Annotated in this window: 18 protein-coding genes and 1 other RNA gene; 8 read left to right on the forward strand and 11 right to left on the reverse strand. The window is 66.4% G+C overall.

Going from position 1 to position 16,281, the window contains the following annotated elements; genetic code table 11:
- Window positions 1–110 precede the first annotated feature (110 nt).
- Window positions 111–1,019: a prolipoprotein diacylglyceryl transferase gene (gene lgt, locus EPN59_RS03400; RefSeq protein ID WP_293035588.1), complete on the forward strand. Its 909-nt coding sequence runs from the start codon at window positions 111–113 to the stop codon at window positions 1,017–1,019.
- 102 nt (window positions 1,020–1,121) lie between these two features.
- Here the strand turns inward: lgt and EPN59_RS03405 are convergent, their stop codons facing one another.
- The 5 genes from EPN59_RS03405 to EPN59_RS03425 all read right to left on the reverse strand — a co-directional run bounded on the left by EPN59_RS03405 (window position 1,122) and on the right by EPN59_RS03425 (window position 3,470).
- A complete protein-coding gene (locus tag EPN59_RS03405) occupies window positions 1,122–1,859 on the reverse strand; it encodes an SIMPL domain-containing protein (protein ID WP_293035590.1) in 738 nt (245 codons plus the stop codon).
- A gap of 89 nt (window positions 1,860–1,948) precedes the next feature.
- Window positions 1,949–2,407 carry an EVE domain-containing protein gene (locus EPN59_RS03410; RefSeq protein ID WP_293035592.1) on the reverse strand — a complete coding sequence of 153 codons (459 nt, stop codon included), beginning with the start codon at window positions 2,405–2,407 and terminating at the stop codon, window positions 1,949–1,951.
- 194 nt (window positions 2,408–2,601) lie between these two features.
- Window positions 2,602–2,783: non-coding RNA, 6S RNA (gene ssrS / locus EPN59_RS03415), on the reverse strand.
- Between the two features lie 22 nt (window positions 2,784–2,805).
- Window positions 2,806–3,123, reverse strand: coding sequence for a cell division protein ZapA (locus tag EPN59_RS03420; RefSeq protein ID WP_293035594.1), 318 nt, complete (start codon window positions 3,121–3,123; stop codon window positions 2,806–2,808).
- Window positions 3,120–3,470, reverse strand: coding sequence for an ATPase (locus tag EPN59_RS03425; RefSeq protein WP_293035596.1), 351 nt, complete (start codon window positions 3,468–3,470; stop codon window positions 3,120–3,122). The genes EPN59_RS03420 and EPN59_RS03425 overlap by 4 nt, the downstream gene beginning before the upstream one ends.
- Window positions 3,471–4,210: 740 nt before the next feature.
- On the opposite strand from EPN59_RS03425, the gene EPN59_RS03430 reads away from it, so the two are divergent.
- Genes EPN59_RS03430 through cobC form a run of 5 tightly spaced genes read left to right on the forward strand, consistent with a single transcriptional unit; the run spans window position 4,211 to window position 8,661 of the window.
- A complete protein-coding gene (locus tag EPN59_RS03430; protein WP_293035598.1) occupies window positions 4,211–5,272 on the forward strand; it encodes an iron ABC transporter permease in 1,062 nt (353 codons plus the stop codon).
- Window positions 5,273–5,280: 8 nt separating this feature from the next.
- On the forward strand, window positions 5,281–6,126 hold the full coding sequence (locus EPN59_RS03435; protein ID WP_293035600.1) for an ABC transporter ATP-binding protein: 846 nt from the start codon (window positions 5,281–5,283) through the stop codon (window positions 6,124–6,126).
- 43 nt (window positions 6,127–6,169) lie between these two features.
- Entirely contained in the window at window positions 6,170–7,243 is a 1,074-nt protein-coding gene (gene cobT / locus EPN59_RS03440; protein WP_293035602.1) for a nicotinate-nucleotide--dimethylbenzimidazole phosphoribosyltransferase, read from the forward strand.
- A gap of 48 nt (window positions 7,244–7,291) precedes the next feature.
- Window positions 7,292–8,068 (forward strand): adenosylcobinamide-GDP ribazoletransferase, encoded by a 777-nt coding sequence (locus EPN59_RS03445; RefSeq protein WP_293035604.1) that lies wholly within the window; start codon window positions 7,292–7,294, stop codon window positions 8,066–8,068.
- Window positions 8,053–8,661, forward strand: coding sequence for an alpha-ribazole phosphatase (gene cobC / locus EPN59_RS03450; protein WP_293035606.1), 609 nt, complete (start codon window positions 8,053–8,055; stop codon window positions 8,659–8,661). The genes EPN59_RS03445 and cobC overlap by 16 nt, the downstream gene beginning before the upstream one ends.
- 28 nt (window positions 8,662–8,689) lie before the next feature.
- Here the strand turns inward: cobC and EPN59_RS03455 are convergent, their stop codons facing one another.
- Together EPN59_RS03455 and cobU are read right to left on the reverse strand one after the other, a co-directional pair.
- The gene (locus EPN59_RS03455; protein WP_293035608.1) at window positions 8,690–9,625 is read right to left on the reverse strand and encodes a cobalamin-binding protein; all 936 of its coding nucleotides are present in this window, start codon (window positions 9,623–9,625) and stop codon (window positions 8,690–8,692) included.
- A gap of 40 nt (window positions 9,626–9,665) precedes the next feature.
- Window positions 9,666–10,205 carry a bifunctional adenosylcobinamide kinase/adenosylcobinamide-phosphate guanylyltransferase gene (cobU, locus tag EPN59_RS03460; protein WP_293035610.1) on the reverse strand — a complete coding sequence of 180 codons (540 nt, stop codon included), beginning with the start codon at window positions 10,203–10,205 and terminating at the stop codon, window positions 9,666–9,668.
- Between the two features lie 165 nt (window positions 10,206–10,370).
- Here cobU and EPN59_RS03465 point away from each other — a divergent pair, with 165 nt between their 5' ends.
- Window positions 10,371–10,997, forward strand: coding sequence for a ParA family protein (locus EPN59_RS03465; RefSeq protein ID WP_293035612.1), 627 nt, complete (start codon window positions 10,371–10,373; stop codon window positions 10,995–10,997).
- Between the two features lie 80 nt (window positions 10,998–11,077).
- Here the strand turns inward: EPN59_RS03465 and panD are convergent, their stop codons facing one another.
- From panD to EPN59_RS03485, 4 genes are all read right to left on the reverse strand, one after another.
- A complete protein-coding gene (gene panD, locus EPN59_RS03470; RefSeq protein ID WP_293035614.1) occupies window positions 11,078–11,464 on the reverse strand; it encodes an aspartate 1-decarboxylase in 387 nt (128 codons plus the stop codon).
- A 133-nt stretch (window positions 11,465–11,597) separates the two neighbouring features.
- A complete protein-coding gene (gene panC / locus EPN59_RS03475; protein WP_293035616.1) occupies window positions 11,598–12,440 on the reverse strand; it encodes a pantoate--beta-alanine ligase in 843 nt (280 codons plus the stop codon).
- A gap of 342 nt (window positions 12,441–12,782) precedes the next feature.
- Window positions 12,783–13,685, reverse strand: a complete 903-nt coding sequence (locus tag EPN59_RS03480; protein ID WP_293035619.1) for a ScpA family protein — start codon at window positions 13,683–13,685, stop codon at window positions 12,783–12,785.
- A complete protein-coding gene (locus EPN59_RS03485) occupies window positions 13,685–13,870 on the reverse strand; it encodes a DUF3460 family protein (protein ID WP_293035622.1) in 186 nt (61 codons plus the stop codon). Before EPN59_RS03485 ends, EPN59_RS03480 begins: the two co-directional genes overlap by 1 nt.
- Window positions 13,871–14,536: 666 nt before the next feature.
- Between EPN59_RS03485 and EPN59_RS03490 the strand changes: the two genes are divergently transcribed.
- The gene (locus tag EPN59_RS03490; protein ID WP_293045572.1) at window positions 14,537–16,234 is read left to right on the forward strand and encodes an autotransporter assembly complex family protein; all 1,698 of its coding nucleotides are present in this window, start codon (window positions 14,537–14,539) and stop codon (window positions 16,232–16,234) included.
- Window positions 16,235–16,281 lie beyond the last annotated feature (47 nt).

Below are 16,281 nucleotides of genomic sequence, written 5' to 3' on the forward strand. Positions count from 1 at the left end.
CTCGGCGATAATGCTCGCGCCGCGAACCGCAGCGCGCCGGAACCGTCCAACGCTCGCGGCGCACTGCGCCGCCCTGATGACACTCTTCGCCGACAAGAACTGACTTCACGATGCTCATTCACCCGAACTTCGACCCCGTCGCCATTCATCTGGGGCCGCTCGCCGTGCGCTGGTACGGCCTGATGTATCTCGTTGGTTTCATTCTTGCGATCGTGATCGGCCGTCTGCGTCTGCGGCTGCCGTTCGTCGCGGCACAAGGCTGGACCGTGAAGGACATCGACGACATGCTGTTCTACGGCGTGCTCGGCACGATCCTCGGCGGGCGCCTCGGTTACGTGCTGTTCTACAAGGCCAGCTGGTATTTCGCGCATCCGCTCGACATCTTCAAGGTGTGGGAAGGCGGCATGTCGTTTCACGGCGGCTTCCTCGGCGTGACGTTCGCGATGGTCCTGTTCGCGTGGCAGCGCGGCCGCACGTGGCTGCAGGTCACCGACTTCGTGGCGCCGCTGGTGCCGACGGGCCTTGCCGCCGGGCGCCTCGGCAACTTCATCAACGGCGAGTTGTGGGGCCGTGTGACGTCGCCCGATGCGCCGTGGGCGATGGCGTTCCCGGGCGCGGCCAACGACGATGCTGCGTGGCTCACTGCGCATCCGCAACGGGCTGCGCAGTGGCATCTCAGCGATGTCTTCGCGCAATATCATCTGCTGCCGCGCCACCCGTCCGAACTCTACGAGATCGCGCTCGAAGGTCTTGCGCTGTTCCTGCTGCTGATTTTCTTCTCGCGCAAGGAGCGCCCGATGGGCGCGATATCGGCGATGTTCCTGATCGGCTATGGTCTTGCGCGCTTTACTGTCGAGTTCGCGCGCGAGCCCGATGACTTCCTCGGCCTGCTTGCACTCGGCCTGTCGATGGGCCAGTGGCTGTCGCTGCCGATGATCGTCGCGGGCGTGGGCCTGCTCGTGTGGTCGTACCGGCGAGCGCGCCGCAACGGCACGCGCGCACTCGGCGCGAATAGCTGAACGCAGGTCGTTCGTTTCATGCAGGAAGCCCCGCCAATGCGGGGCTTCCTGCTTTCTTGCTCATGTGCGCTGCGTTGCGTTTTGCTGCGTGCGCAGTGAGCGTCACCGCATCTGCACGGACCCCGACACGTTGACGGTGACCGTCGACGTGCCGCCTTCGAACGACATCGGCGGCGCGACCTTCGCGTCGGCGGCCATCGCACGTGCGTTCATCATCATGACCGGGCGCGGCATCACGCCCATGTGACCCACATTGACTTCGCGGATCGTGTAGCTGCCGTAGCCGAACGCGCGCGCCGCGGCTGTGGCCTGATCGCGGAACGACGAGATCGCCTCACCGGAGAGTTTCTTCTCGGCAGTGCGCTGCGCTTCGGGCGAGAGCGAGAACTGCACGTTGCCGACCTGCATGATCGACGCGATGTCGCCTGCGAGTTTCGACGCGGCGGTGAAGTCGTGCGATTCGAGCACGACTTCCGTGCGGCCGCGCCATGCCGAAATGCGGCCATCGCGGTCGGTGGACGGAAAGATCGAGAACTGGCCCGAGCGCGCGCTCACACCGGGCACGCCTCTCGCTTTCTGCATCGCGGCGTCGGTGCGCTGGTTCAGCGTGGCGGTGAGCGAGGCCGGATCGCTCGCTTCCTGCTCGTAGAACAGCGTGATCGTGACGACGTCCTGCGGCACTTCTGCGCTCGCCTGCGCGGAGAGCGACAGCACGCCTGCCGGCTGAAAGCGCGCATCGCTCTGTGCGAACGCGGTGCGGGGCGCGAGCGCGGTCGCAAACATGAGCGGTGCAGTAATGGTGAGCGCTGCGGCGAGCGCGGCGGCAGTTTTTCTCTTCATCGTCGACTCCTTGCAGAACGGATTTGTTCGATACGCAAGCGCGCCAGATCGGCTGTGCGTTGGCGAGCGTGCGGCGCGCGCGCTTCACATCACATCAGATGTTTCGTGATGAACGCCCACTCGGCTTCGGTGACAGGCGTGATCGAAAGCCGGTTGCCTTTCGCGAGCACGCGCATGTTCGCGAGCGCTTCGTGCTCGCGCAGCGTCGCGAGTGGAATCAACGCGCACTTCTTCTTGAAGACGACGTCGACGAGTATCCAGCGCGGATTCTCGTGCGTCGATTTCGCGTCGTAATAAGGGCTCTTCGGATCGAACTGCGTGGGGTCGGGATAGGCCGTCGACGAGACCTGTGCGATTCCCGCGATGCCAGGCTCGGGACAACTGGAGTGATAGAACAGCACGCCGTCGCCGGCTTGCATCGTGTCGCGCATGAAATTGCGTGCCTGGTAATTGCGGACACCGGTCCAGGGCAGTGTGCGATGCGGTGCGTGAGCGAGATCGTCGATACTTGCTTCGTCGGGTTCGGACTTCATCAGCCAGTAGCGCATGAGTCGGAGGTCACGTCGAAAGAGAGCGGGGAACGTGCGCGCGAAGCGCAGGCGGGCACGGGCGGTATGACGCTATGGATATTGGCGCTGGAGCGCCGCACTAAAAAGCACAGATGCCAGAATAGACGCTTCGACGGCTGAATTGAAAACAACAATGAAAAACGGCATCGAACGTGAGTCCGATGCCGTTTGAATTGGTCCCCGCCATAGCCGCTAGGCCGGCATCCTGAACCGAGGGTTCAGAATTGGTCGCAGTTAGCAGCACTTCGGGTACATCAGACAGAGTGACGCGCACACCCGTGCTACAAATTTCCACAACCGTGCACATGGCATTGGTTCAAGGAATATATGACCTTGGCAAACCAGGCAGGGAAGCTAACTAAACCTTTTAAAACGTATTACTGGACGCCGCTGTACTGCTGAATCACGGCGCCAAGTTGTTCATTCATTGAGCGCATTGTACGACGGATTTCTTCGGCTGGGAATGCCTCACCGTGCCGCACACTCGTCTGCAGTCGCAGCAGTTCCGACGCGAGCGAGAGTGCCGCCATGACTGCGATTCGATCCATGCCGCGCACGTTGCTGTGCGTGCGGATTTTCGACATTTCCGCATCCACGCGCGCCACGGCTTCGAGCAGCGCGCCTTCGGTTTCGGGTGAACAGGCGAGGCGATAGGTCTGGCCGAGAATCGTCGCTTCGATCTGCTTGGTGGTCATGCGTTTTCTCCGTGGCGGGCCGCGTTGCTGTCGGCGGCGGACGGCGACTGTTCGAGCAGATCGAGCTGGTTGTCAGGCTCGCCTTGCACACGAGCGCGCGGCAATTTTTCGAGAATTGCGTTCAGGCGCACCTGGGCGTCGTCGATCTTCGCGGACAGCGCATCGCGCTCCGCCTGAAGTGCGTTGCGCTCTTCGCGCACCTGCTCGAGTTCGGCGCGCGTTGCATCGCATTGCGACTGCAATTGCGCGACTTGTGCTTCGAGTGCCTGGCGCGCCTCGTGATGGCGCCGATTGATCTCGATCAGCCGCCCGATGTTCTGTGAGAGTGTTTCGAGTTCGTTGAGCATGTGCTGCGTCCTCTAAAGACAGGCATTCTAGCGCGGATTACCGCGTATTCCGATAATTGTGTCGTTTCCAGACGTAACATCCCTGCTTCGTGCAGGTAACGTCTCCGAGTCTGCTCAGCGGGAATGCATTTTGCCGCCGTGCATGCGACAACACCACCATGGCGCGGACGCTTTTCTTGACGTCCAGACGGGCCGCTCCTACACTTGCCGCACTCTGGTGCCCGCGCCTGAAATGCGCAGTTAAACGGGAAACTGAGCGGGAAACTGAGCGGGAAACCAGGCGGGAAACAGGGAGCGAAGTCCGGCCCCGGACATACGCCATCCTTTGCTGCTCTGTGCAACGGTACCGCGACCGCGCGCGCTTCTTGCAAGACGTTCGCGCGCAACTCGATCCCGGCGCGCGATTTCTGCGTGCATCCATGGCCACTGCGCAAAGATTCACATACCTGCTGCGCGATTGTGCGCGATCTGCAGCCTGGCGCTTTGCGCCGCTGCAAAGCGGGTGCGCGTGCCTCGTTGCGTTTCATGGGGCACCTCATGAACAGCATGATGCAGGTGAAATCGCTGAACCAGGCTGCGCCCGTTTTTTATCGAGCATTCGTGACCGGCGCATGCCTGCGCGAACGATGCGCGCGCATCGTTCGTGTTCGTGTTCGTGTTCGCGTGTTTCGCACGCCACGCGGCAGAGCGCCTGATTCCCTTCCTTTCGATAACGACAACGCACCCCTTCGACCCGCACGATGCGAACTGCCGATCGCAATCACATGCCTGCCGTGAGCGGGCCCAGGTTCCGGGCGTCGATGAGCGCGCGGCGCGCGTGCGTCATCTGGCTTGCGCTGGCGCTCGCCGCGCTCATTGTGTTCGCGGCATCGCTTGTGATCGGCAGCGTGCCGGTCACGCTCGCGCAGGCACTGGCTGCATTGTCGCCATCCCACACGAACACGGACATGGCCGCTGAAATCGTTCGCACGCTGCGTCTGCCGCGCGCGCTCGGCGGCTTCGCATGCGGCGCGCTGCTCGCGCTTGCCGGGGCGTTGTTGCAGGTGCTGCTGCGCAATCCGCTCGCCGAGCCGTATGTGCTCGGCGTATCGGGCGGCGCAGCCGCGTTTGCGCTCGTCGCGATGATCGTCGGCCTGGCTTCGTGGGCGGTGCAGGCGAGCGCATGTGCGGGCGCATTCGCATCGATCCTGCTCGTGCTCGGCCTCGCACGCCGTGAATTGTGGCGCGGCGAGCCGCAGGACAGCTCACCGCGTTTGCTGCTTACCGGCGCCGTAACGGCCGCGGGGTGGGGCGCGCTCATCACGCTGCTGCTCACGCTCGCGCCCGATGCGCAACTGCGCGGCATGCTGTTCTGGCTCACGGGCGATCTCAACGGCGCGAGCATGCCATGGGCAGCGCTCGGTGCGCTCGTGCTCGTGCTCGCGGCCATCGCGCCGGTCGCCCCGCAACTGAACGTGCTGCTGCGTGGCGACGCGGCAGCGCAGGCGCTCGGCGTGCCGGTGCTGCGGCTGCGCGTGCGCGTCTATCTTGTGGCGTCGCTCGCGGCAGCGGCGGCCGTGACGACGGGCGGCACCATCGGCTTCGTCGGGCTTGTCGTGCCGCACATGCTGCGGCTCGCGTTCGGCAACGACCAGCGCATGTTGCTGCCCGCCGCCGCGCTCGCGGGCGGACTCGCCGTGATGGGCGCCGATCTCGCCGCGCGCACCGTGGCCGCGCCAGCGCAGTTGCCGGTCGGTGTCGTGACCGCGCTCGCGGGCGTGCCCGTGTTTCTCTGGATGCTGCTGCACAGGCGCTCGCGATGAATCACGCGATGAATCACGCAACGAATCACGCGACCCATGGCACACCGATCCTGGCCGCTCACGCGCTGACCTTGCGCGCGGGCGCGCGCACGCTCGTCGAATCGCTCACGCTGTCCTGCGGCGCGGGTGAAATCTGGTGTGTCGCCGGTGCGAACGGCGCAGGCAAGACGACGCTGATCGGTGCGCTGGCCGGACTGCGCACGAGCGCGGCAGGCCACGTCGAAATCGACGGCTGCGCGCTGGCCGACTGGGCGCCCGTCAAGCTTGCGCAGCGTCGCGCACTGATGCCGCAGGACGTGCACGATGCGTTCAACGCGAGCGTGCTCGACATCGTGCTGCTCAACCGCTATCCGCATCTGGCGGGCTGGGGCTGGGAGCGCGACGAGGACCGCACGGCAGCGCATGCGGCGCTGGCCGCGCTCGGCCTCGAAGCACTCGCGGCGCGCGACGTTCTTTCGCTGTCCGGCGGCGAACGGCAACGCGTCGCGCTTGCCGCCGTGCTGTGTCAGGATGCGCCGCTTCTGCTGCTCGACGAGCCGCTCTCGCATCTGGATCTGCATCACCAGATTGCCTGCCTCGAAGCGCTGGTGCGCTGGGTGCGCGTCGAGGTGCGCACGATTGTTTTTTCCTGCCACGATCTCAATCTCGCGCGGCGCTATGCAACGCATGCGCTGCTGCTCGATAGCCGTGGCGGCTTTTACGCGGGACCGGTGGGCGAAGTCTTGACGCCGGACCGCGCCAGCGATGCGTTCGGCCATCCGCTCGTGCTGATCCGCGAAGGCGCGCACGAGGCGCTCGTTCCCGCGCTTTCGCGCGAGCCGTCGCCTGAAGCTGCGCCGCGTCGCTCGACCTGAATACCGCTTCATCCAATGTGAACTTCAACCCTTTGACCCGAACATGACGTCGACTCTTTCCCAACTGCTGGACATCGAGCCGCTGGATCTTTCGCTGCGCGACGAGCTGCAGCATCTGATCGATACGAAAACCAAGCCGCCTGGCAGCCTCGGCCGGCTCGAGGCGCTGGCGCGCCAGCTCGGCATGATCCAGCAGACGACGCATCCCGTCGTCGAGCGGCCCGCGATGATCGTCTTTGCCGGCGATCACGGCATCGCCAATGAAGGCGTGAGTCCGTATCCGCAGGCCGTGACCGTGCAGATGGTCGCGAATTTCCTCGCGGGCGGCGCGGCGATCAATGCGTTCAGCGGCGTCGCAGGGCTCACGCTGGAGATCGTCGATGCCGGTATCGCGACGGCGCTGCCGTCGTCGCCGTCGCTCGTCGACGTGGCCATCGCACGCGGCACGCGCAACTTCGCGCACGAAAGCGCCATGACGCGCGAGCAGGCCATCGCCGCGCTCGAAGCGGGCGCGGCGCGCGTGCGTCATCATGCGGCGCTCGGCACCAACGTGATCGGCTTCGGCGAAATGGGCATCGCGAACACGTCGTCGGCTGCGTGCCTGATGAGCCGTCTGTGCAATGTGCCGATCGACGAGTGCGTCGGCCGCGGCACCGGTCTCGACAATGCGGGCCTCGCGAAGAAGCGCAACGTGCTGGCGGCGGCGCTCGCGCGTCACGCGGACGTGCGCGAGCCGCTCGACGTCCTCGCCACGTTCGGCGGCTTCGAGATCGCGATGATGGCGGGCGCCTGCATCGAAGCGGCGCGCTTGCGCATGACGATTCTGGTCGATGGTTTCATCGCCACGTCGGCGCTGCTCGTGGCCGATGCGCTTGCGTCCGGCGTGCGCGATTTCTGTGTGTTTGCGCATGCATCGAACGAAGCGGGTCACCGTCGCATGCTCGATCACTTCGGCGCGCGCGAACTGCTCGCGCTCGATCTGCGGCTCGGCGAGGGCACGGGCGCGGCGCTCGCGGTGCCGCTGCTGCGCGCGGCGTGCGCGTTCCTGAACGAGATGGCGAGCTTCGAGTCGGCGGGCGTCGCCAACCGCGGCGGCGACGGCGCGGCGGGTGCGTGATGCGCTCGCTCGGGACGCGGGAGGCGGCGTGCACGTGAGGCATCGGCGATGAATCCGCTTGCGGAACTGCGCTATTTCTTCACGGCGCTCGGCTACTTCACGCGCGTGCCGGTGCCGCGCTGGGTGGGCTTCGAACCCGCATGGCTCAACGCCGCCGCGCGCTATTTCCCGCTCGTGGGCGCGGTGGTGGGCGCGTTTGCAGCGCTCGTGTATCTCGCGGCGCTACGCGTCTTTCCGCCCGGCGTGGCGGTGCTGCTCTCGATGACGGCGACGCTCGTCGCGACCGGCGCCTTCCATGAGGATGGGCTCGCCGATTGCTGCGATGCGTTCGGCGGCGGCTACACACGCGAGGACGTGCTGCGCATCATGCACGATTCGCGGATCGGCGCGTTCGGCGCGATCGGCGTTGTCGTCGCGCTCGCGTTGAAGTGGCAGGTGCTCGCCGCGCTGCCGCCCATGCGCGCCGCGATGCTCATGATCGCGGGTCACGCCGCGAGCCGCGCGTGCGCGATCAGCTATCTCGTCTCGCTCGACTACGTGCGCGCCGAAGGCAAGGCGAAGCCGGTCGCCCAGCGCATGAGCGTTGCGGCGTTGCTCTTCGCCTGCCTGTTCGGCCTGCCCTGGCTCTTCTGGCCTGCATGGCCCGACGGGCACGACTGGCGTGCGGGCATCGCTACGCTCGTGGTGCTCGCCGGACTGCGCTTCGCGCTCGGGCGCTACTTCGCGAAGCGCATCGGCGGTTATACCGGCGACTGTCTCGGCTTTGCGCAACAGGTGTTTGAACTCGCGATCTATCTCGTGGGGCTCGCGTGGATCTCGTTCTGATCCGGCATCCGGCTGTGGCCGTCGAGCCGGGTGTCTGCTATGGCAGCAGCGACGTGCCGCTGGCGGGCGACGCGGCGCACGAGGCCGCACGGCTTGCGCAGCGGCTCGACGCGCTCGGCGCGCGTGCGCCGTTGCGTGTCGAGTCGAGCCCGCTCACGCGCTGCGCGCGGATCGCGCATGCGCTCGCATCGGCGCACGGTCTTGCGCCGTGCGTCGATGAGCGGCTCGCGGAGATGGATTTCGGCGCGTGGGAAATGCGGCGTTGGGATGCGATCGAGCGCGCGCAGATCGACGCCTGGGCCGCGGATTTCGAGCACGCCCGCATGCATGGCGGCGAGAGCGTTGCGCAGTTCGACGCACGTGTCGGCGACTGGCTAGATGAAGCGCGCGTTGCACGTGAAGCCGACGAAGCAGATACAGGCGACACAGCCTGGGTCGTGACGCACGCGGGCGTGATTCGCGCGCTCACGGCGCGCGCGCTCGATCTGCCGATCTCGCGCTGCGTGCGCTGGCCGCTGGAAATGGCCGCGCTCGTCTGGTTGCGGCGCGATGCGGCGAGCGGACAGTGGTCGCTGGTCCGCTGGAACGTCTGAATTAATTCGAATCCCGAATCAATGCGAATCAACGGTTCATGCCGGCGTCACGCGCGCGCGCCTGATCCAGATCCTTGCAGAGCTGTGCCGCGCCCTGGGCGATGCGCGGAGCGGGGCGCGTGAGCAGATCGCCGTCGATGGCGAAGAGGTTGCCGCGCCTGACCGCCGTCAACATCGGCCACGCGCGCCAGCTTTCGAGTGCGGGCAACGGTTGATCGGAGGCGGTCGCGCCTTGCGCGGACGTCACGATCGCATCGGGATCGGCGGCGAGCACGGCTTCCGTCGAAACCGTCGGCACGAGCGGTTTCAAGCCCGCGAATATGTTGCGTCCGCCGCATAGCGTGATCACGTCGCTGATCATGCTCTCGCCGTTGAGCGTCATCAGCGGCCGATCCCACGCTTCGTAAAACACGCTCACAGGCGGACGGCCCGCGTAGCGCGCGCGCAGTTGCGCGACGTCGCGGCGAAAATCCGCGGCAGCGGCCTGCGCGGTGTCCGGCGTATCGAACAGCACGCCGAGGCGCGTAAGCGATGTCGCGACGTCGTCGAGGCGGCGGGGCGCGCTGAAAAACAGTGGAATGTGCAGATCGCGCAGGCGGTCGATCTGCGGCTGCGCGTTGCCTTGCCACCAGACGACGATGAGGTCGGGCTTGAGCGCGGCGATGCGTTCGAGGTCGAGCACGAGGGCGTCGCCGATGCGCGGCACGCGCCTGGCCGCGCTTGGGTAGTCGCTGTAGCTGACCGTGCCGACGAGCCGTGCGCCGCCGCCCGCCGCGTAGATCAGTTCGGTGCCGTGGGGCGAGAGGCTGATCACGCGCCGCGCGGGTGCGGCGAGCGTGACGGTGCGCCCGGCATCGTCGACGACGCTGACCGCTGCCGATGCGGCGCGCGTGGTGAGCGCAGTAAACGTGGTAAGCGCCACGGCTGCACCGAGCGCCAGCGCAGCGAAACGGCGTTGCGTCATGACGAAGCCGCCGTGCGGGGCAGGGTGAGGATGCGCGGCATCATGGCGTCTTGAGCGAAAGCGGCAATCCGGCGGCGATGAACGTCGCGCGGTCGGCAATCGCGGCAATGCGCTGGTTCAGCCGGCCGAGTTCATCGACGTAAAGGCGCGTGGCCGCGCCGAGCGGCACGACGCCCATGCCGATCTCGTTGCTCACGACCAGCACCGTGCCGTGCGCGCGCGCGCAGGCGGCGGCGAAGGCGTCGACGCGCGCGGACCAGTCGGGCAGCGGGGTTTCGGAGCCGGGCGGACACAGCAGGTTGGCGAGCCAGAGCGTGAGGCAGTCGATCAGCACGCACTGGCCATTCGACGCAGCCGTGTCGAGCGCGGCCGTGAGATCGAGCGGCGCTTCGACCAGCGCCCAGTGCGCGGGCCGTCGTGTACGGTGATGCGCGACGCGCTCGGCAAGCTCGTCGTCCGCGACGCGCGCCGTGGCGATGTAGGTGACAGGCAGCCCGCTTTCGCGGGCGAGGCGTTCGGCGTACGCGCTCTTGCCCGAGCGCGCGCCACCGACGATGAAGGTGAGGTCGCGCGAAATCATCGCGTGATTGTACCGGTGCGGTTGCGGTGCGATGGGATAATGCGGGTTTTGCGCGGGTTGTGCTGTTTTTGCGTCCGGCGCGCGCTCCGGCCGCCGACCCGCAGCCAGGCAGATACCTTGGCAATCCGGCTGGCAGGCGCGTCAGCCATCCTGACAGGAGTATTCATGACGGTAATCGTGGTGGCGAATCCGAAGGGCGGCGTGGGCAAAAGCACGCTGTCCACCAATCTGGCAGGCTTTTTCGCCGCGCAGGGCGAGTGGGTGGCGCTCGCCGACCTCGACCGGCAGCAATCCGCGCATTCGTGGCTCGATCTGCGGCCCGCAACGCTGCCGGCCATCGAAAGCTGGGGCGTCGATGTCGACAAGCCGCAGAAGCCGCCGCAAGGGCTCGAACACGCGGTCATCGACACGCCCGCGGGCCTGCACGGCAACCGGCTCGGCGCGATCATCGAACTGGCGGACAAGGTGATCGTGCCGCTGCAGCCGTCGATGTTCGACATTCTCGCGACCCAGGACTTCCTCGACCGGCTGGCGAAGGAGAAGGCTGTCCGCAAGGGGATGATCCAGGTCGGCGTGGTCGGCATGCGGGTGGACGCGCGCACGCGCTCGGCGGAACAGTTGCAGCGCTTTGTCGAGGGACTGAATCTGCCGGTGCTCGGCTATCTGCGCGATACGCAGAACTACGTGCAGCTCGCCGCGCACGGCCTCACGCTGTGGGATGTCGCGAAAAGCCGGGTGGAGAAGGATCTGGAGCAGTGGCAGTCGATCCTTGCCTGGGTGAATGGCAAATAAGCGGCAAATGAGTGCCGAATGAGCCGCAAATGAGCCACTGCGCGCGGGGCGCGCGAACGCACGCCCCGCGAAACCGGACTTCAGGTCCAGTTCTGGGTCGGCACGTGGTCGCGGCTGCCCTTGATGCGGTTGTTTTCGTCGACGAAGACCAGGTCCGGCTTCCAGCCGGCCTTCAATTCCGCCTCATCCACGTTCGCGAAGGCCGCGATGATCACGAGGTCGCCCAGTTGCGCGCGTCGTGCCGCCGAGCCGTTGAGCGAAATCATGCCGCTGCCGCGCTCGCCCTTGATCGCGTAGGTCGAGAAACGCTCGCCGTTGTTGACGTTCCAGATGTCGATACGCTCGTTTTCGACGATGTTCGCCGCTTCGAGCAGGTTTTCGTCGATGGCGCACGAGCCTTCGTAATGCAGTTCGCAGTGCGTGACGGTGGCGCGGTGGATCTTCGACTTGAGCATGTGGCGTTGCATGGGGAGGCTCCTCTCGCGGACGGGCGTTCGGCCCGCCGCTGGTCTGGCTCGGGGCGGCGCGGCGGCCGCCCGTGAAGCACGGATAAACGCGTGGAAAATAAGCGTGGAAAATAAGCGGGGATTAAAAGCCGGATCAGATTTCCAGATTGTCGATCAGGCGCGTCGCGCCGATCTTCGCCGCAGCCAGCACGACGAGCGGCGCATGGGCGTCGGCTGCCACGCCCGGAGCGGGCGCCAGCAGATCCGCGCGCTTGCGGATCGCGATGTAGTCGGGTTTCCAGCCGCGCGCGGCGAGCGTGGCCATCGCGTCGAGTTCGAGCTGCTGGAAGTCGTGCCGGCCCGACAGGATCGACTCGCGAATCGCGCGCAGCACGCCGGCCAGTTGCGGCGCCTCGGCGCGCTCCGCCTGCGTCAGATAGCGGTTGCGCGAACTGAGCGCCAGCCCGTCGGCGTCGCGCACCGTTTCGGCGGCGATCACTTCGGTCGGCAGCGCGAACTGCTGGCACATCGCGCGCACGATCATCAGCTGCTGATAGTCCTTCTTGCCGAACACGGCGACGCGCGGCTGCACGCACGACATCAGCTTCATCACGACCGTGCACACGCCTTCGAAGAAGCCGGGGCGGAATTCGCCTTCGAGGATGTCGCCGAGGTTGTGAGGCGGATGAACGCGATATTCCTGCGGCTGCGGGTACATGTCGTGCTCGGTCGGTGCGAACAGCACGTAGACGTTCTCTTTCTGCAGCTTCTCGATATCGTCCTGGAGCGTGCGCGGGTACTTGTCGAAGTCCTCGTTCGGACCAAACTGGAGCCGGTTGACGAAGATGCTCGCCACAACCGGGTCGCCGTGCTGGCGCGCAAGCCGCATCAGCGACAGATGGCCTTCGTGAAGGTTGCCCATGGTCGGCACGAACGCGGTGCGGTTTTGGCCGCGCAACTGGTCGCGCAGTTCCTGAATCGAGCTGATGACTTTCATGATCGGATGCGTTATGCCTCGCGCGGGGCAAGACGGGGTTGCAGCCACCGGCCGCCGGATGCGGCGGGCCAGTTCGGGGAGCCGGTTGGAGCGGCGGACGTTCTGTCCGCTGACGGCAAGGCAGGCGCCGGCGATTGTAGAGGATTTGAGCGCGTCGCGCAGCCGCTCCTGACGGAAGGGGCATGCGGCGAGGCGCTGGACGCAACCGCCGGAATCGGGGGCGTGAACGCTGCCGCCGACCACGGGCGCGGGTGTTCAGAGGGCGGCGCTTGGCCGCGGACGGGCAGTCCGCGCGGCAGCTGCGCGGCGCGGGATCGAGCGTCGTGGGGTGTTCAGGGGCGCTCAGGCCGGCAGGTAGGCGAGCCGCACGTAGATCGGGGCGAAGGGCTCCGCCTGGGTGATCTCGATCAACGACTCGCGCGACAGTTCGAGCATGGCGATGAAGTTCACGACCACGACCGGCACGCCGCGCGAGACGTCGAAAAGCTCGGAAAACTCCATGAAGCGCGCATTCTGGAGCCTGCGCAGGATCACGCTCATGTGCTCGCGCACCGAGAGTTCCTCGCGCGAGATCTTGTGGTGCTGCACGAGCTTCGCGCGCTTGATGACGTCGGCCCATGCGGCGCGCAGGTCGTTGCTGTCGACGTCGGGAAAGCGCGGCGTGACGCTCTGCTCGATGTAGACCTCGGCGCGCAGGAAGTCGCGCCCGAGCTGCGGGAGCTGGTCGAGGCGCTGCGCGGCGAGCTTCATCTGCTCGTATTCGAGCAGGCGGCGCACGAGTTCGGCGCGCGGATCTTCGGCTTCCTCGCCGGTGTCGGCCTTCCTGACCGGCAAGAGCATGCGCGACTTGATCTCGATGAGCATCGCGGCCATCAGCAGATATTCGGCTGCGAGTTCCAGATTGGTCTTGCGCAGCTGCTCGACGTAGCCGAGGTATTGCGTCGTGACATCCGCCATCGGGATGTCGAGGACGTTGAAGTTCTGCTTGCGGATCAGGTAGAGCAGCAGGTCGAGGGGGCCTTCGAAGGTCTCGAGAAAGACTTCGAGCGCATCCGGGGGGATGTACAGGTCCTGCGGCAGCTTGAAGAGCGGCTCGCCGTACAGGCGTGCGAATGCGACGCCGTCAACCGTATCGGGCGTCGAATCCGTTGCGGGCGCGGCCAGCGCCTCGTCCGCCGGACTGTGCGCCGGTGCGCCCGCGACGTGTCCCGTCTTGGGTGTTCCGGCCCCGTCGGCCTCGGCCATCAGAAGTTCTGGTAGTAGACGTAGGCCGTCTGCTTGACGCGCGATGCCTGCTGGCGCTCGCGTTCGTCGAGATCGAGCGGCTGCTTGTCCCACAGGAGCGCGCGGCCCTGGCGTTGCTGCTCTTCGAGTTGCGGGTGCTTCTGCTTCAACTGGTTCAGGAACTGCGTGATGTCCGACTGATACATGGCCGACGTCCGTGAAAAATGGCGGGATCGCACCATTGCGAGCCCGCCTCTGTTTATGTCGCCGGCAATTTTACAGCAAGCGCAGCGTGCGGAACATGCGGCCGGGCGGTGTATCGGGTCTGCGGGCTGCACTGGATGCACCTGCAATGCGTGCCAGAGCAGTCGCCAGAGCAGTCACCAAAACGGGTGCCGAAGCGGGTGACACAGCGGGTGACACAGCGGGCGCCAAGGCAGGCACGGCCCGCCGCGGCGGACCTGGATGGGCGCTTGCGGCCCTTTTTGCGCCGCGTTACGGAGTGCGGGCGCGCCGATGTGGTGAAATAACACGTTCGCGCCGCGACGCGCACGCCGCCATGGTGCGCGCGGCGCGCGGCAAAAACGGTGGCGACCAGCGGTGGCGACCAGTTCTACGAAGGCCGGAGGTCTTGTTTGGCGGGAAGGGTGATCGAAGCGTGGCGCGCGTGGCGGCATCCTTTACGGGCTGCGCGGCCGTTGCACGCAACGCCAGCCGCAGCGGCGGCTGGCAGCGTGCCGCGCGCCCGCTGCGGCGTGGCGGCTGCCGGCCGTTTTGCCGCGTCGCTTGCCGCATCGTTTGCCGGGTTGCTCGCCGCGTGGCTCGTCGCCGGCCTGCTCGCCGCGACGCCCGCGTTCGCCGCGCTCGACAACCTGCTGCCGTGGCTGCGCGCGCGCACCTACTACGATGTCGAGATCGACGCCAAACCGCGCGAGCTGCGCAAGCTGCTCGAAACGCACCTCGACATCGCGCGCTTCTCGACGCGCAACGACGTCAGCGACGATCAGTTCGAGTTCCTCGTGACCGCCACGCCGCAGCAGGTGCGCGACCTTGCCTCCACCGACGGCTATTTCTCCGCGGTCGTGCGCACCGACACCGATACCGTGAACGGCAGGCGGCGCGTGCGCGTGAGTGTCGATCCGGGGCAGCGCACCATGATCTCGTCGGTGACGCTGACGTTTCGCGGCCCGGTGCTCACCGAAGACAAGAAGCAGGAGAACGCCGCCCGCTTCGCGTTCTCGCTGCACGGCGGCGATCCGTTCACGCAGTCGGGCTGGGACGACGCCAAGAACGCGTCGCTCAAGGCGCTGCAGTCGCGGCGCTACCTCGGCGCGAGAATCGTGCAGTCGGAGGCGCGCATCGATCCGCTGCGGCACGACGCGCAACTGACGCTCACCCTCGACAGCGGCCCCACCTTCACGATGGGGCCGCTCGACGTATCGGGCACGCGGCGTTATCCGGCCTGGATCGTGAACAACGTCAACCCGATTTCGCCGGGCGAGTACTACGACGTCAGCCGCGTGACGGAACTGCATCGCCAGTTGCAGAACACGCCGTATTTCGCCAGCGTGGCCATCGACGTCGACAACGACACCCAGAAGCCGCTGCTCACGCCGCTGCACGCCAAGGTGAGCGAGTTCCCGTACAACAATTTCCGCGGCAGCGTCGGCTATTCGACCGATACCGGCGCGCACGTGCAGGGCTCGTACACGTATCTCAACACGTTCGGCGCCGCGTGGCCGCTCCAGTTCCAGGGGCGGCTCGACCAGATCCAGCAGTTCGGCCAGGTGACGCTCTCGATGCCGCCCGGCCCACGCGCCTGGACCAACAGCGCGCTCATCTCGTACACGACCACCGATGTGTCCGATACGCGCATCTACAGCTTCCGCTCGGGCTTGCAGCGCACGCGCACCTCGCAGAACATCGATTACTCGTACGCGCTGCTCTACTACCAGGACCGGCTGTATCAGAACACCGGAGGGCCCACGATGGCCCGCGCGCTGGTGCCGTCGTGGGGCTGGACGCGCCGCAACGTCGACGATCCGCTGTTCCCGCGCTCGGGCAACCTGATCCGCATGGAGGCGGGCTTCGCCGTGAAGGACGTCGTCTCCGACGCGACCTTCATTCGCGGCTACATGCGCGGCCAGCAATACCTGCCGATCGGCCACAGCGACCTCGTGCTGTTTCGTGCGGAACTCGGCGGCGTATTCACGGGCTCCGGGTCGCGCAACGTGCCGGCCTCGCTGCTGTTTCGCGCGGGCGGCTCGAATTCGGTGCGCGGCTACAGCTTCGAGAGCCTCGGTAACGATGTTGCCGGTTCGATCCTGCCGACCAAGTATCTCGCGACGGGATCGGCGGAATATCAGCACTGGTTCAGCCACGATTGGGGCGGCGCGGCGTTCTTCGACGTCGGCACCGCCACCGATGCGTGGGGCGAGAAGGTGTTCGACACGGGCGCCGGGGTGGGCGCGCGCTGGCGCAGCCCGGTCGGCCCTGTGAACCTCGATCTCGCGTATGGTTTTCGCAACCGCAGCGTGCGGCCCTATCTGACGCTCGGGATTGCTTTCTGATGACGACGATGACGACCTCGCGCTTCGTTTCGGCGCTGCTGCCCGTC

The sequence above is a fragment of the Paraburkholderia sp. genome (assembly GCF_004298475.1).
Classification (GTDB): Bacteria; Pseudomonadota; Gammaproteobacteria; order Burkholderiales; family Burkholderiaceae; genus Paraburkholderia; species Paraburkholderia denitrificans.

What these genes read in the sequence shown, in the direction of transcription:
- EPN59_RS03480 (WP_293035619.1), bottom strand. Translation starts at nt 13,685, where the DNA reads ATGGCCGAGGCCGACGGGGCCGGAACACCCAAGACGGGACACGTCGCG.
- panD (WP_293035614.1), bottom strand. Translation starts at nt 11,464, where the DNA reads ATGCAACGCCACATGCTCAAGTCGAAGATCCACCGCGCCACCGTCACG.
- EPN59_RS03405 (WP_293035590.1), bottom strand. Translation starts at nt 1,859, where the DNA reads ATGAAGAGAAAAACTGCCGCCGCGCTCGCCGCAGCGCTCACCATTACT.
- EPN59_RS03455 (WP_293035608.1), bottom strand. Translation starts at nt 9,625, where the DNA reads ATGACGCAACGCCGTTTCGCTGCGCTGGCGCTCGGTGCAGCCGTGGCG.
- EPN59_RS03425 (WP_293035596.1), bottom strand. Translation starts at nt 3,470, where the DNA reads ATGCTCAACGAACTCGAAACACTCTCACAGAACATCGGGCGGCTGATC.
- EPN59_RS03465 (WP_293035612.1), top strand. Translation starts at nt 10,371, where the DNA reads ATGACGGTAATCGTGGTGGCGAATCCGAAGGGCGGCGTGGGCAAAAGC.
- EPN59_RS03485 (WP_293035622.1), bottom strand. Translation starts at nt 13,870, where the DNA reads ATGTATCAGTCGGACATCACGCAGTTCCTGAACCAGTTGAAGCAGAAG.
- EPN59_RS03430 (WP_293035598.1), top strand. Translation starts at nt 4,211, where the DNA reads ATGCGAACTGCCGATCGCAATCACATGCCTGCCGTGAGCGGGCCCAGG.
- cobU (WP_293035610.1), bottom strand. Translation starts at nt 10,205, where the DNA reads ATGATTTCGCGCGACCTCACCTTCATCGTCGGTGGCGCGCGCTCGGGC.
- EPN59_RS03435 (WP_293035600.1), top strand. Translation starts at nt 5,281, where the DNA reads ATGAATCACGCAACGAATCACGCGACCCATGGCACACCGATCCTGGCC.
- EPN59_RS03410 (WP_293035592.1), bottom strand. Translation starts at nt 2,407, where the DNA reads ATGCGCTACTGGCTGATGAAGTCCGAACCCGACGAAGCAAGTATCGAC.
- cobT (WP_293035602.1), top strand. Translation starts at nt 6,170, where the DNA reads ATGACGTCGACTCTTTCCCAACTGCTGGACATCGAGCCGCTGGATCTT.
- panC (WP_293035616.1), bottom strand. Translation starts at nt 12,440, where the DNA reads ATGAAAGTCATCAGCTCGATTCAGGAACTGCGCGACCAGTTGCGCGGC.
- EPN59_RS03445 (WP_293035604.1), top strand. Translation starts at nt 7,292, where the DNA reads ATGAATCCGCTTGCGGAACTGCGCTATTTCTTCACGGCGCTCGGCTAC.
- EPN59_RS03420 (WP_293035594.1), bottom strand. Translation starts at nt 3,123, where the DNA reads ATGACCACCAAGCAGATCGAAGCGACGATTCTCGGCCAGACCTATCGC.
- lgt (WP_293035588.1), top strand. Translation starts at nt 111, where the DNA reads ATGCTCATTCACCCGAACTTCGACCCCGTCGCCATTCATCTGGGGCCG.